The organism is Flavobacterium johnsoniae UW101 (genome assembly GCF_000016645.1).
Classification (GTDB): domain Bacteria; phylum Bacteroidota; class Bacteroidia; order Flavobacteriales; family Flavobacteriaceae; genus Flavobacterium; species Flavobacterium johnsoniae.
In genome coordinates this window covers 3967852-3982003 of the sequence record NC_009441.1, presented here as the reverse complement: position 1 = coordinate 3982003, position 14152 = coordinate 3967852, and the positions used below count along the sequence as shown (strand labels likewise).

Below are 14152 nucleotides of genomic sequence, written 5' to 3'. Positions count from 1 at the left end.
AATGGTTTAAACACATAGAAACATAGATTTTTTTCTATAGAAGGTAATTGAAAGAAACTAGTTTCTAACACATAGCTATTTGAATTTATGCGAGTGAAACGCCTTTTTTAAAATCAATCTACAGCTATGTTTCTATGTGTTTAAATATTTTTCACTTCAACGAATTAAAATTTATAAGTTACCGTAAGCGTAACGTTTCGCGGACTTCCCGGAAATAAACGCAGATAATTCTGAGCGCCCAGCCAATACGTTTTGTTTAATAAATTTCCCGCATTTACAGCAATCTGCACATTGCTTTTATTTGGTTTGTAAAACAAAGCAGCATCAAAAATGGTAAAATCTGGAAGTGTAAAATCTCTTGTAAACCAAGGTACTTTAGTGCTTTGATACTGCATTCCAATTCCAATTCCAAAATCTTGTAAATCAGAATCGGATGCAAAATTGTAACGCGTCCATAAATTGGCACTGTTTTTTGGCGTGTTTTGCTTTCTGGCACCAATTAGGGCGGGATTATTATCTTTTGTAATTTCGGCATCAATATAACTGTACGAGGCATTAATCTGCCAGTCTGGTGTGATATAACCTGCTAAATCACATTCAAAACCACGGCTTCGTTCACCGCCTCTCGTTACCAGTAAATCAGGATTTACGGGATCATTAGCATTCATTAAAATGTTGCGCTGTCTGATTTCGTAAATTGCCGCATTAAAACTCATCGAGTTGTTTAAAAAAGTAGTTTTGATTCCTACTTCTTTTAAATCACTTTCCAGCGGGTCAAATAAACTGCCGCCCGGTAAACTTGCTGTTTGAGGCATTAAAGTAACGGTATTCGATTGAGGCTGATAACCTTCTAGATACGTTGTGTACACATTTATGGCACTGTTTACGGCATACGTAATTCCAATTCTTGGCAGTAAAGCCGATTTTTTGACTTTCAGTTCGTTGTTGGTTTCATAGTTCGTAATATCTTCAAACCATTCGTTTCGAAGTCCCAATAAAAAAGTAAACTTTTCCCATTGAATCTGATCCTGAATATAAATGGCATTTGTAGTAGTTAATGCTGATGGAAGCGCTGTTCTCACATTCAGTGTATAATCTTCAGGACTGGTCAGTCTGTAAATTGGATTATTCAAATTAAAATAATCAACATTTGGTTTTGGCATTACAACGCCGTCAACGGTTACGGTTTGATAATTTGATGCATTTGCTAAAACAAAACTGCTCGCAACAGTTCCGTCTTTCAACAGATAACCTCGCGCCGCGTTTTGTCCGCCGCCTTTATTTTTGTTCCAGCTGCTTAAATCATAACCTGTCAGTAATTTATGATGGAGTTTTCCGGTTTTTAAATCGAAGTTTAAATATGCACTCAAATTGTCGATATCCCAGTTTTGCTGACGCTGTACAAACTGCATCATAGCCAGACTCGTAACCGGCTGATTGTTCATGTCAACCGCAAAAGCATTTGTAGTTCGGTGTTCCTGAAGATCTTCTGTCCAGGTTTGTTTCATATACGACGCATTAAAACCAATTTTAGAATTGAATTTATGCGCAAAATTGGTCATCAGGATCATTTCCTTCGATTTAAAAAAATCACTTGGAGCGCCCAGATTTAAACTTATTGGTGTTTTATTTAAACTTGTTTTTCCGGCGACAGCACCAAAAATAGGCTGTCCGCGATCCAGAATTCCCGTCATGTCACTTAAAATTAACTCGGTGTTAATGGCCGTTTTTTCATTTGGGATATAACTGAAAGAAGGCGAGATCAAAAACGATTTATTATTAACTAAATCCCGAAATGATTTTGCCTGCTGATAGGCACCGTTTACACGATATAAAAGTGTTTTTGATTCGTTTAAAGGTCCGGTAAAATCAAGTGTTCCGCGCAAAGTGCTGAAACTCCCCACGCTCATGCTGATTTCTTTTCGGTCTATTGCCAAAGGTTTTTTGGTCACCATATTGATACTTCCGCCCGGATCAACAGAAGAAAATGTGGCACTCGAGGGACCTTTTATCACTTCAACACGTTCAATATTACTAGTTAAAGGCTGTAAAAAATAATACTGGCGTGTTCGCATTCCGTTAATTATCTGGCCTTCTTCATTCTGGCTGATACCGCGAATTGTATATTGATTATAATAACTAGCCGGAATTACACCGCTCGACATTTTTACTGCATCGGCCAGATAAAAAGCACCTTTGTCAGCAATTAATTCTTTGGTAATTGTAGAAATAGACTGCGGAATATCTTTGTTTAAAGCGGCAATTTTAGTTGCTGCAAACGAATAATCGCTGTTGTATTTCTTGGTCGAACGGCCTACAATTTCAACGGTCTGCAATTCATTTCGTTTGGTTTGCATTTCCAGAGAATCTTTTGCAATACTGTCTTTAACTTTGTTATTGTTATTTTGTGCCTGGATGAAATGTGTACCGCTTATTAAAAGTAAAAAAGAGAATATATTTTTCATCTTAAACAGTTTGTAAATACAAATCTTCCAGTTCATTTGCTGATATTTTATCAGCTTCAATAACGGTAACTAAATTTCCCTGTTTCATAATTCCGATGTGCGAAGCGACTTCTCTCGCTCTGAAAATATCGTGGGTTGCCATTAAAATAGCCGTTCCGTCTGCCGAAAGTTCTTTTAAAATCTGCGAAAATTCGTTAGATGCTTTTGGGTCTAAGCCACTTGTAGGTTCGTCCAGTAAAAGCACTTTTGCTCTCTTAGCGATGGCAATTGCAATTCCCACTTTTTGACGCATTCCTTTAGAATAACCTCCTAAATTTTGATCGTGAGCACCTGCCTGAAGCCCCGCTTTAGTTAAAAAATAAGTCAATTCTCCTGTAGAATATTTAAATCCTGCCAACGACGAAAAGAATTTAAGATTTTCTAAACCTGTAAGATTTGGGTATAACATTACCGTTTCAGGAATATAAGCGACGTGTTTTTTGGTTTCCTGATTATTCTCTGTAACTGAAATGTTATTGATTTCTAATTCTCCCGAAGTAGGTTCTATAAAACCTAAAAACAAATTAATGGTAGTCGTTTTTCCGGCACCGTTCTGCCCTAAGAGAGCAAAAATTTCACCTTCTTTTATTGTTAAGTTTAAGGCATTCAAAGCCGTATGATCGCCATATTTCTTGGTCAGGTTTGTTGCTGTAAGCATAAATTTATTTGTTGAGAAAAATTAATTTTAAATAATAGATATAGAAATTTTCAGGCTTTTAAGAGTTGTTAAAAGCTTGAATATTAGTTTTTTGAGGATTACAACAATTTAAAAAGAGATTTACTTGATTAGGCTAAAAAATCCAGATCAAATGAATTATAAAATAGATTTTTCTTTACCTATTTGAATAAATGAGGTAAAAGCTATTTTAATTTGAGAAAATAAACTGTGGTAATTAAATGAATGCAGGAGGTGCACGCAGTGCAAAGAGACTGCCTTTGAAAAAAGCTGAAATTCCCTCAAAATAAAAGAATTTATAAGAAGCAGCTTCGACTAATGTTTTGTGAAATGAAAAGCTCTGGAATGAGTTTGGAACAAACGTACTAAAAGCAAAATGACAAATATGACAGTTTGCATCAACCGAATGGCTGTGTGTTAATTCCTTTTGTCCTGCGGTGTATTTATGATCACAATGCTGTTCTGAAGAAAGCCTTAAGATATGTTCATAAGAGTGAACTGTCTGAAACAGCATGGCGAACAATACTGCAAAAGACATCAAAAAATTCACTGCTATAACCTTTTTCTTCATTCTGTGGCATTTCTGTTCCGATATTTAAATGTTTAATTATCAAATAAATAATCGCAACAGTGTTGCAAATATAGATATCTTATTTAAAAATGCAGCTAAACTGATCTTATTTTTAGAAGATCTGGAGTATTTGCAAAATGATTCTTACTTCCTATAAATTACTGTAAAGTAATTGAAGTGTATGAAAGTCAGATGATCCGTCGAAGTATTTATGCAAAACTTCCTGAAAAACCGGTTCTGTATTTTGAATACTGGCAAACAAAGTCATACACGACTGTAGTTTTGCAACATCCGGAGTTCCAAATATATCAGTTACAGTCTCATCTTCTTTCTTAATTAATTCTGCCGTAATTTCAACAAGATGTTTTCCTAAAATGGGATGTTCTAAGAAAGCAATAGCTTCATCAGCACTTTTAATTTCGTAAAACTTAGAAGTATCGCTGGAACCCATTCCTTTTATTTGAGGAAAAATAAACCACATCCACGGAGATTCCTTTTTACCTTTTTTTATTTCATCAAGAGCCGTTAAATACAGCTTGTTTTGAGCATCTAAAAATCGTACTAATTCTTTCGTATTGTAAGCCATTCTTTACTGATATTGATTCGGGGGTATCAGGCCATAAAACTACTGAAAATAAGTTTAGTTGTATATTACTAAATCTTTTTTTTACTGCTATTTTTTTAAAATATTACGAAGGAGTTTTGGTGTAGAAATTTGGCTGCAAAATCCTTTTTGATGAGAATTTAAAATAATTATGTAAGAAATTCTAATTAGCAAAATAATTCTTGTTAACTGCATCTTGAATTGTTATAAAAGTCAATTTTAGTTAGTAAAACTGTTACAATTTTCCTATTTTTATCAAACTAGGATATTTTAGGGTTTTTTTTTCGAGCAATTTCCTGATTGTTCTGCCTTCTAAAAGTATCAATTTCTGCTAACGAGTTTCATACTCAATTTAAAAAATATTATATGAAAATAGGATTAATCGGATTTGGAAAGACTGGAAAATCAGTAGCGTCAATATTACTGGAAAACAAAAAATTCTCTCTGGAGTGGGTTTTAAGACAAAGTAAAGTTTTAGAACACAGATCAGTTCCGGAATTTTTTGGAGTCGAGTCAGAAGAACCCGGATTAATTTATTCAAGTGCCACTACAAGTATAGAGGAATTACTGGAAAAACATCCGGTTGATGTTATTATTGATTTTTCATCAAATGAAGGAATTTACACTTATGGAGAATCGGCGGCATTAAACAACGTTAAAATTATTTCTGCAATTTCACATTATGAAGAAAATGAATTAAAACTACTCAAAAAATTATCGAATAAAACAACCGTTTTCTGGTCGCCAAATATCACATTAGGAGTCAATTATTTATTGTTTGCGGCCAAGTTTTTAAAGAAAATTGCCCCTTGGGTTGATATTGAAGTAAATGAAGAACATTTTAAGAAAAAACAAGGCACATCGGGGACCGCTTTAAAAATAGCCGAAGCGCTTGATGTTGAAAAAGAAAACATCAATTCGGTAAGAGCGGGAGGAATAGTTGGAAAACATGAAGTTATCTTCGGATTTCCGTATCAAACGGTTCGTTTAATTCATGAATCGATTTCAAGAGAAGCCTTTGGAAACGGAGTCGTTTTTGTAGCTGAGAATTTAAAAGACAAGAAAAAAGGACTTTACAATTTTGAAGATATTTTGACGCCTTATTTTGCGATTTAAGATTTTTTAATGAATTGTTTTTGTCCTTCTAAACGAAATCAAAATATATTTTTATCTCGCAAAGACGCAGATTCGCAAAGATCTTCTTTTTTAAGTTTTAAAACTTTGCGGCTCTGCGTCTTTGCGAGAAATTCATTTTTTAACTTCATAATTACTTTCTAAAAGTCAAAGCTTTCATGTATTCTAAATTCATTTTAGCAATTGAAAGCACCGAAATTCCCTGCGGGCATTCGATTTCGCAGGCTCTTGTATCAGAACAATTCCCAAAACCTTCTGCATCCATTTGTTTTACCATCGTAATAGCTCTTTTTGAAGCTTCGACTTTTCCCTGAGGAAGCAAAGCCAAATGCGTTATTTTAGCCCCGACAAATAAAGCTGCACTTGCATTTTTGCAAGAAGCTACACACGCACCGCATCCAATGCAGGCGGCGGCATCAAAAGAAGCTTCAGCAGTTTCAAAAGATATTGGAATACTGTTGGCTTCTGGCGCCTGTCCGGTTGAAGCGCCAATAAAACCGCCGGAACGGATAATGGCATCAAAAGCGCTTCGATCGATTTTTAAATCTCGTAAAACCGGAAATGCTTTTGCTCTAAAAGGTTCAATATAAATCGTTTCGCCGTCTTTAAAACTTCTCATGTGAAGCTGGCAGGTTGTAGTGTTTTTTAAAGGTCCGTGGGCTCTTCCGTTAATCATAACGCCGCATTGACCGCAGATTCCTTCACGGCAGTCGTGATCGAATTCAATTACACGTTCTTTTTTCTGAATTAAAGATTCGTTTAAAAGATCCAGCATTTCGAGAAAAGACATGTGTTCTGAAACACCGTCTAATTCATAATCTACCATTTCTCCTTTAGAAGAAGTATCAAACTGACGCCATATTTTTAGAAAGAGTTTCATAGCTAATTATTAATTATAAATTGTTAATTATGAATTACTGGTGGGTTTTAAATTGAACTTGTGGATTGTTAATTAATAATTTACAATTCACCATTCACCATTTATTTATAGCTTCTAACAGTAAGTTCAACAGCTTCAAACACAAGAGGTTCTTTATGTAATTTTTGAGGCTTATCTTTTCCCTGCCATTCCCAGGCCGAAACGTAGCAGAACTCAGCGTCATTCCGAACCGCTTCACCATCGGCGGTTTGGTATTCTTCTCTAAAATGCGCACCGCAGGATTCTTCTCTCTGCAGGGCATCGTAGCACATTAATTCGGCTAATTCGAGATAATCGGCTATTCGTCCTGCTTTTTCTAATTCGCTGTTTAAAGTATCATCTCCGGTAATTAAAAGCTCATTCTCAAAAGAAGTTTTTAAGATTTTAATCCCTTCAATTGCTTCTTCGAGGCTTTTTCGGCTTCTGGATAAACCGCATTTTTCATACAAAAGCCTGCCGATAGTTTTATGAAAATAATCAGCACTAAGTGTTCCTTTGCTGTTTAGAAATTTATCCAATTGTTTTCTGACAGCGTTTTCCGCTTCATCAAAAGCGGGATGTGTAATAGCAGCTTTAGGAGTATTTAATTCTCCGGCTAAATAATTTGGAATGGTATAAGGAGCAATAAAATAACCGTCTACACAGGCTTGAAGTAATGAATTGGCACCAAGCCGATTGGCACCATGATCTGAAAAATTAGCTTCTCCAAGAGCAAATAAACCTGGAATTGTGGTCATTAATTCATAATCAACCCAAAGTCCGCCCATAGTAAAATGAGCCGAAGGAGAAATGAGCATGGGTTCTTTGTAAGCGTTGATTCCGGTAATCTTTTCGTACATCGCAAAAAGATTACCGTATTTGGCTTCTATTTTATCTTTTCCCTGCGCTTTTATAGCATCGGAGAAATCCAGATAAATAGCATTTTTCATTGGGCCGACACCATGTCCGGCATCGATTCTTTCTTTTGCGGCACGCGATGAAATATCTCTGGGAGCAAGATTGCCAAAAGAAGGATAACGTCGTTCCAGATAATAATCGCGTTCTTCTTCGGGAATTGAATTTGGAAGCCGGTCATCTGCAGCTGTTTTGGGAACCCAGATACGTCCGTCATTACGAAGCGATTCTGACATTAAAGTAAGTTTCGATTGATTGGTTCCGTGCTGGGGCAGTGAAGTAGGGTGAAACTGAATCCAGCTTACACCAGCCATGTAGGCACCTTTTTTATGAGCTCTCCAAATAGCAGAACTGTTACAGCCCATTGCTAATGTAGAGAGATAATATACTTTTCCGTAGCCTCCGGATGCTAAGACAACAGCATCTGCAGCGTGGCGTTCGAGTTCTCCGGTTTCAAGATTTCGCGCAATAATTCCTTTTGCTTTTCCGTCAATTACAACTAAATCAAGCATTTCATGACGGGTATGCAGGCTTACTTTTTCTAATGAAACCTGTCTCATCAAAGCCTGATAAGCACCTAATAAAAGCTGTTGTCCAGTCTGTCCGCGTGCATAAAAAGTTCTGGAAACCTGAACACCGCCAAAGGAACGATTGTTTAAATATCCGGCATATTCTCTGGCAAAGGGAACGCCTTGTGCCACAGCATGATCTATTAAGGCAGCAGAACATTCGGCTAAGCGGTACACATTAGCTTCGCGGGACCTGAAATCGCCGCCTTTTATGGTATCATAAAACATTCTGAAAACACTGTCACCATCGTTTTTGTAATTTTTGGCAGCATTAACACCGCCTTGAGCGGCAACAGAATGGGCTCTTCTGGCTGAATCCTGAAAATAGAATGATTTTATATTGTAACCCTGTTCGGCCAAAGAGGCTGCGCAGGAAGCTCCCGCAAGTCCGGTGCCAACAACAATTATGTTTAATTTTTTTCGGTTGGCCGGATTTACGAGTTTAGCTTTTGCTTTATAAGTATTCCATTTTTCGGCAAGCGGGCCTTCGGGTATTTTTGACTCCATCATTTTTCAGCGGTTTAAAATGAATTCATGCAAAATTTTAAAAGTAACAGTACTTTAGAACCCTAAATTTAATATAAAAATCTTATAAAATGAAATTATTGTTTGCTGATTATTATTGCTTTAGCTGATGCATTTGTTTTTAAGAAATAAATTCCGGATGCCTGTTCAGAAATTGAGATTTCGTTTCCTCTGCCTTCTTTAATTTTACTTCCAGAAACAGAAAACACGGTCCACTCTAATTCTTTTGACAAATGAAATAATCCTTTTGACGGATTTGGATAAACAATAATCCTGTTTGATTCTTCATTTGGATTTTCGACACCCAAATTACAATTATGCACCTCAAAAGGAGAATTGTTTTTTGTATTGCTTCCAATAGAATTGCTGACTGTTAATGAAACTGTTTTTGTTCCTTCGGTGCCGTAAATCACCGTATGCGGTCCAATTCCGGCTGCGGTTGCCGGCTGAGCGCCTTCGCCAAAATTCCAAAGATAATTGTCTACCGTTCCTACTGAAACTGATGTAAAAGTTACAGGCGTATTTATACAGCCCATTTGAGGCGTTACTTCATAGTCGGCGATAGGAGTGGTTGTACTTCCTGATAATACAAACTCCATTTTATTTACATTCGTGTCGTTTTCATCAAAATATAAAGTAATAACGTGATTGCCCTGCGTTAATGGAATATTTGGAATTGCAACAGTCTGCCAGTTCTGGAAACCTCCAGTATTTGGAATATTCACGACTCCGGTAACATTTACACCATCAACTTCAAGATGTAATTTTCGGGTATTATATGGCGTGGCAACTCTTAGGTTTATAGTATAATTTCCGGTTGTATTTACTTTTGCAGTATATTTCAGCCATTCATCTTTTGCAACATAGGCAAGATTAAAACCGCCTTCGTTGCAGACTTCAGTTCCTACTCCGTCACCCGGTCTGTAAGCTGTATCTCCGCCGCCGTTTTTATCCAGAAAAGCACCTGGGCCTACATCATAATTTTCAGCTTCAATAATACCCGGAATTTGGGCAATTAATCCTTGATAAGGTGCATTTTGAAGAACTGTTTCAGTATAAAATGCTGTGTATGTTATTGTTCCTGTGGCAGGAGCTTTAAATGTTTGATTGGCATTTCCTCCCTGGCTCCAATGGTCAAAATCATAGCGGATATTTCCAATATATTGTGGTGTAGGTGCATTTAAAGTTTGTAAAGCAGCATTTGCCACAACTTGTTTTGTTGAAGGCGAGGTTACTGGTTTTTGGTTGAATTCTAAATTAAGCGGAACTGGCGAACTTGCCGCTGTAACATTAACTAAATTGGGTTTAATGTCTACAAAAGCAGTTCCTGTTAAACCATTACTATCGGTTACTTTTACGGTAAATCGATACCATACATTTGGCGTTTTTTCTCCTTGATTTGAAGCTGTAAAATTTCCTGATTTTACGCCTTGCGGACTCGCGCCCGGATGTGAGTGTCCGGCTCCGGGAATGTCTTCGTGAAAAAGATCAATATTCCATGAAAATGCACTTGCTGGTAAAGTTCCGTCTTCAACATCTGATGCCGTGGCTTCAAAAGCAACAACATCATCGGCATTCCATTTTAATGCTGGTAAAGGAGAAATAATAGATACAGTTGGCGCATTACTAAATGGCGTAACAGTTAAAACGGCGGGATTACTGGTTGTATTTCCGGCAGTATTTGTGACAATAACTCTGTAATTTCCGGCATTTGCATTTGTAACACTCGGAATTGTATAGGTTGCTGCAGTTGCTCCGTTTATATTAGCATTGTTAAACTGCCATTGATAAGTTAATCCTGTACCACTTGCCGAAACTGAAAAAGTTACAGGATTGGTTTCCATTATAGATTGAGAAACAGGATGATTAACAATTGTAGGAGCCGCTGTTTCAATATAATCAAGTTTAATTAACGAGCCGTTATTTCCATAAGCACAGTAATAAATATAGCCATCGTTGCCTAACATCATTCCGAGTGCCTGCTGCTGCGGTGCGGTAAAGAACACTGTAGAAACCGGATCGGCAATATTAGGATCAAATGATCGTATTTCTGTTCGAACATAATCCTTAATTATAAATTTCCCCTGAAGATTAGGATAACGAGAGATTGCCGGATTATAAAGTACGCCGTTTGTTAAAGCATTTCCAATACTTCCTGTTGCGTAGGTAAAAATTGGATTGGTAAAAAGATTGATTTCAGTTTGTTTTCCATCGCCTCCCTGCGGATGTCCCCATGCATAATTGCGAATAGAAGGATTGCTTATTTCGTTTACTTCTTCCCATGAAGTTCCAACATCTAAAACAAACAATTTATTGGCTGTTTCATTAGCAACCAATCGCCATGGATTTCTAAAACCATAAACCCAGATGCTTTGTCTTTGTACAGAACCGCTTCCGTAAAATGGATTTCCCGGCGCCGGCTGTCCGTCTTCAGTTAAACGAAGAATTTTACCTTTGTAGGTATCTAAATCCTGCGAATTTGAAGCCTGCTGACTGTCTCCAACGGTTACATAAAGATAGCCGTTGAAAAATTTTAAATCGCCTCCATTGTGAAATCCGCCGCCAATAGGCTCTAAAAGTAAAATTTCCTGTCTGCTGACAACCTGATTATTAGTGTCGATTTTGATTCTTTCAATTCTATGTCTTACCACACCATCGTTAATGGCATAGAAAACATAAATATAACCGTTTGCGGCAAAGTTGGGGTGAAGTGTGAGCCCAAGTAAACCTTGTTCAGCATCTGTTAATGTAGTTACTGTAAAAACTGTCGATACCGTATTGTTTTGAAAAACTTTGACAATTCCGGCTCTTTCTGCAATAAAAATTCTTCCGTCTGGAGCTTGTTCCAATGCAAGTCCTTCTTTTATGACAGCAGTGGGAGCAAGGTTTTGGGTGATGTATTGAGAATAAGATTGAGTTGAAATTAATAAAGCAGAAATCAGTAAGAAATAACTAAAAAAGTGCTTCTTAATGTTAAAATGTAAACTTTTTTTCATAATTATTCAGAAATTTTAGTGATTTGGGTAATCAAATTTAGTCTATTTCTGTATAATTATTTGTTTTACTAAAATTTCTTTACGATATCGATTGAGGACTTCAAAAGGTGCAGATTTACTACGAAACAGAGGTATAAAGTTTTTCGATACAGATTAATTTCTTCTGTAATTCAATAGTTTACTTGCCTATAATTTCTTTTCGGTGCAAAGTTCCCCATTCGTTTAATGCACTTATAACATTATACAAAGTATGACTGTGTTCTGTTCTGGCGTACTCAACAGTTGGCGGAAAGGTGTCATAAACTGTTCTGGTAACCAGTTTGTTTATTTCCAGATCTTTCAGTTCTTTAGAAAGCATTTTATCAGTAATTCCGTTTATGTCTTTAGAAATTTCCTTGAAACGTTTCGGTCTGTTTGATAAGGCAATTAAAATTGGGAGTTTCCATCTGCCGCTTAAAACTTCCAGAGCATCTCTTACGGGTAATAATGCAGCAAGACATTCTTCCGGCTGACAGTCCATTTCTTTTGTTAGTTCACCTTTTGTTTTCATACTAATTATGTTACTATCCTCAATGAAAGCGCTATCCTTGAGGATAGTACTATAAAAGAGATAGCAAATGTAGATAAGTTTGTATCGTAAAACAAATTATATAAATTATGAGCCAAAAAATTCTACGCATAATTACCAGTACCAATGGTGATACTTCATTTAGTAATCAGCTGTCGAATGCTGTTATTGAAAAATTAACTGCAGGAAATCCTGAAACTGAAGTAAAAACTCTTGACCTTACTAAAACACCTTTACCATATTTGACTAATTCGCATATAAGTGCTGTATATGCTCCTGAGGAAACTCATACTCCGGAACAGAAAGAAGCATTAAAATATTCAAATGAAGCAATAAAAACTTTATTAGAATCGGATGTAATTGTAATTGGTGTGCCTTTGTACAATTTTGGTATTCCGGCTGTTTTAAAAGGCTGGATTGATCAGATTGCGAGAGCAGGAAAAACTTTTAGTTACAGTGCCGAAGGACCAAAAGGATTGGTAACTGATAAAAAAGTGTATTTATCAATTGCATCTGGTGCTATTTTTTCTGAAGGACCATACAAAAGCTACGATTTTTCAGAATCGTATCTTCGAGCGGTATTTGGTTTTTTAGGAATGACGGATGTTACTACTTTTCGTGTAGAAGGAACTGCAATTCCTGATTTTGCCGAAAATGCTTTACCAAAAGCCTTATCTTCTGTAGAAGAATTTGCTTTTTAAGATAAACTATAATTACGACGGTTGAACATTCTCGTATGTAGTAAACCCGGCAGGTTTTTAAAATCTGCCGGGTTTTTAATATCAAAAATAATTACTTTTCGATTATCATCGTAACACCTTGTCCGCCAGCAGCACAAATCGAAACAAATCCTCGACCTGAACCTTTTTCGTTTAGTAATTTTGCCATTACGCCAATTATTCTGCCTCCAGTTGCTGCAAAAGGGTGTGCGGCTGCAAGACTGCTTCCTTTTACATTTAATTTTTCGCGGTCTATTGCACCAAGTGTTTTCTTTAAGCCTAACTCTGCACTTAATTCCGGGCTTTCCCAAATTTTTAAAGTTGCCAATACTTGTGCAGCAAAAGCTTCATGAATTTCATAATAATCAAAATCCTGCAAATTTAATTCAGCTTTTTCAAGCATTCGGCTTGCTGCAAATAAAGGTGCCAGCAAAAGATTTTGTTGATTTTTTACATATTCTATCGCTGCAGCTTCAGCAAAAGTAATATATGCCAAAATAGGAAGTCCGCGTTCTTTTGCCCATTCTTCACTCGCTAAAAGTATACAGGAAGCACCATCAGTAAGGGGAGTAGAATTTCCGGCAGTTAAAGTTCCGTTTACTTTATCGAATGCCGGTTTTAGTTTTGCCAGTTTTTCAATCGAGCTGTCTTTTCTCAGATTATTATCTTTTTCCAGTCCGTTAAAGGGCGTAATCATATCATTAAAAAAGCCTTCATCATACGCTTTTGCCATATTCAAATGACTTTTAAGTGCAAAATTATCCTGATCTTCTCTTGAAATTTTATAATATTTTGCCGTAATCTCAGTATGTCCGCCCATTGAAAGTCCCGTTTGCTGTTCTTCATTTTTAGGAACTAAAGGCGAAAGGTCTTTCGGGCTTAATTTTAAAAATGCTTTGATTTTTCCGCCCAGCGATTTTGCCTGACGGGCTTCTAACAAAACTTTCCTTAGTTTTTCACTTACAGCCATTGGTATATCGCTGATGGAATCTACACCGCCGGCAATTCCAGATTCAATTTGTCCCAAAGCAATTTTATTAGCAATATAAACTGCACTTTCAATTCCGGTATCGCAGGCCTGTTGTAAATCGCAGGCAGGAGTGGCGGGATCTAGAGCGGTTTTCATTACACACTCTCTGATTAAATTATTATCGTAAGTATGTTTGATTACAGCGCCTCCGGCAACTTCACCTAATAATTGGCCCTGCAGATTATACTTATCGACAAGTCCGTTTAGGGCGGCAGTCATCATTTCCTGATTTCCAACAGATGCATAAGCAGTATTTGCTCTTGCAAAAGGAATTCGGTTGTAACCTACAATAGCGACTTTTCTAACAGTTTTGCTGGTATTCATAAGATTTTGTTTTGACGGATTTGTTTTTGCAGGATTAAAGATAAGCAGACTTAATTAAAAATTAGCAATAAAATTCGGGTTTAGAATTATTTCACTAAAAAGCAGTTTTTAATTATATT

Annotated in this window: 11 protein-coding genes; 2 read left to right on the top strand and 9 right to left on the bottom strand. The window is 36.6% G+C overall.

Annotated features, from left to right (window positions below):
• Positions 1-164: 164 nt before the first annotated feature.
• The 4 genes from FJOH_RS17260 to FJOH_RS17245 form a co-directional block, all read right to left on the bottom strand.
• Positions 165-2465, bottom strand: coding sequence for a TonB-dependent siderophore receptor (locus FJOH_RS17260; RefSeq protein WP_012025316.1), 2301 nt, complete (start codon positions 2463-2465; stop codon positions 165-167).
• 1 nt (position 2466) lies between these two features.
• On the bottom strand, positions 2467-3162 hold the full coding sequence (locus tag FJOH_RS17255) for an ABC transporter ATP-binding protein (RefSeq protein ID WP_012025315.1): 696 nt from the start codon (positions 3160-3162) through the stop codon (positions 2467-2469).
• A gap of 235 nt (positions 3163-3397) precedes the next feature.
• Complete coding sequence (locus tag FJOH_RS17250) at positions 3398-3751, bottom strand: hypothetical protein (protein ID WP_012025314.1); 354 nt, start codon at positions 3749-3751, stop codon at positions 3398-3400.
• Between the two features lie 151 nt (positions 3752-3902).
• Entirely contained in the window at positions 3903-4337 is a 435-nt protein-coding gene (locus FJOH_RS17245) for a DUF1810 domain-containing protein (RefSeq protein WP_012025313.1), read from the bottom strand.
• A 384-nt stretch (positions 4338-4721) separates the two neighbouring features.
• On the opposite strand from FJOH_RS17245, the gene FJOH_RS17240 reads away from it, so the two are divergent.
• Positions 4722-5471, top strand: a complete 750-nt coding sequence (locus FJOH_RS17240; RefSeq protein ID WP_012025312.1) for a 4-hydroxy-tetrahydrodipicolinate reductase — start codon at positions 4722-4724, stop codon at positions 5469-5471.
• Positions 5472-5622: 151 nt separating this feature from the next.
• Here FJOH_RS17240 and FJOH_RS17235 read toward each other — a convergent pair whose 3' ends face one another.
• The 4 genes from FJOH_RS17235 to FJOH_RS17220 form a co-directional block, all read right to left on the bottom strand.
• Positions 5623-6369: a succinate dehydrogenase/fumarate reductase iron-sulfur subunit gene (locus FJOH_RS17235; RefSeq protein WP_012025311.1), complete on the bottom strand. Its 747-nt coding sequence runs from the start codon at positions 6367-6369 to the stop codon at positions 5623-5625.
• Positions 6370-6470: 101 nt separating this feature from the next.
• Positions 6471-8381, bottom strand: coding sequence for a fumarate reductase/succinate dehydrogenase flavoprotein subunit (locus FJOH_RS17230; protein WP_012025310.1), 1911 nt, complete (start codon positions 8379-8381; stop codon positions 6471-6473).
• 92 nt (positions 8382-8473) lie between these two features.
• Positions 8474-11392 carry a PQQ-dependent sugar dehydrogenase gene (locus FJOH_RS17225; protein ID WP_012025309.1) on the bottom strand — a complete coding sequence of 973 codons (2919 nt, stop codon included), beginning with the start codon at positions 11390-11392 and terminating at the stop codon, positions 8474-8476.
• A 178-nt stretch (positions 11393-11570) separates the two neighbouring features.
• Positions 11571-11942, bottom strand: a complete 372-nt coding sequence (locus FJOH_RS17220) for a winged helix-turn-helix transcriptional regulator (RefSeq protein ID WP_012025308.1) — start codon at positions 11940-11942, stop codon at positions 11571-11573.
• Positions 11943-12049: 107 nt separating this feature from the next.
• Between FJOH_RS17220 and FJOH_RS17215 the strand changes: the two genes are divergently transcribed.
• Positions 12050-12661 carry an FMN-dependent NADH-azoreductase gene (locus FJOH_RS17215; RefSeq protein ID WP_012025307.1) on the top strand — a complete coding sequence of 204 codons (612 nt, stop codon included), beginning with the start codon at positions 12050-12052 and terminating at the stop codon, positions 12659-12661.
• 91 nt (positions 12662-12752) lie between these two features.
• Here FJOH_RS17215 and FJOH_RS17210 read toward each other — a convergent pair whose 3' ends face one another.
• The gene (locus FJOH_RS17210) at positions 12753-14033 is read right to left on the bottom strand and encodes an acetyl-CoA C-acetyltransferase (protein ID WP_012025306.1); all 1281 of its coding nucleotides are present in this window, start codon (positions 14031-14033) and stop codon (positions 12753-12755) included.
• Between the last annotated feature and the right edge of the window lie 119 nt (positions 14034-14152).

What these genes read in the sequence shown, in the direction of transcription:
- FJOH_RS17260 (WP_012025316.1), bottom strand. Translation starts at nt 2,465, where the DNA reads ATGAAAAATATATTCTCTTTTTTACTTTTAATAAGCGGTACACATTTC.
- FJOH_RS17255 (WP_012025315.1), bottom strand. Translation starts at nt 3,162, where the DNA reads ATGCTTACAGCAACAAACCTGACCAAGAAATATGGCGATCATACGGCT.
- FJOH_RS17250 (WP_012025314.1), bottom strand. Translation starts at nt 3,751, where the DNA reads ATGAAGAAAAAGGTTATAGCAGTGAATTTTTTGATGTCTTTTGCAGTA.
- FJOH_RS17245 (WP_012025313.1), bottom strand. Translation starts at nt 4,337, where the DNA reads ATGGCTTACAATACGAAAGAATTAGTACGATTTTTAGATGCTCAAAAC.
- FJOH_RS17240 (WP_012025312.1), top strand. Translation starts at nt 4,722, where the DNA reads ATGAAAATAGGATTAATCGGATTTGGAAAGACTGGAAAATCAGTAGCG.
- FJOH_RS17235 (WP_012025311.1), bottom strand. Translation starts at nt 6,369, where the DNA reads ATGAAACTCTTTCTAAAAATATGGCGTCAGTTTGATACTTCTTCTAAA.
- FJOH_RS17230 (WP_012025310.1), bottom strand. Translation starts at nt 8,381, where the DNA reads ATGATGGAGTCAAAAATACCCGAAGGCCCGCTTGCCGAAAAATGGAAT.
- FJOH_RS17225 (WP_012025309.1), bottom strand. Translation starts at nt 11,392, where the DNA reads ATGAAAAAAAGTTTACATTTTAACATTAAGAAGCACTTTTTTAGTTAT.
- FJOH_RS17220 (WP_012025308.1), bottom strand. Translation starts at nt 11,942, where the DNA reads ATGAAAACAAAAGGTGAACTAACAAAAGAAATGGACTGTCAGCCGGAA.
- FJOH_RS17215 (WP_012025307.1), top strand. Translation starts at nt 12,050, where the DNA reads ATGAGCCAAAAAATTCTACGCATAATTACCAGTACCAATGGTGATACT.
- FJOH_RS17210 (WP_012025306.1), bottom strand. Translation starts at nt 14,033, where the DNA reads ATGAATACCAGCAAAACTGTTAGAAAAGTCGCTATTGTAGGTTACAAC.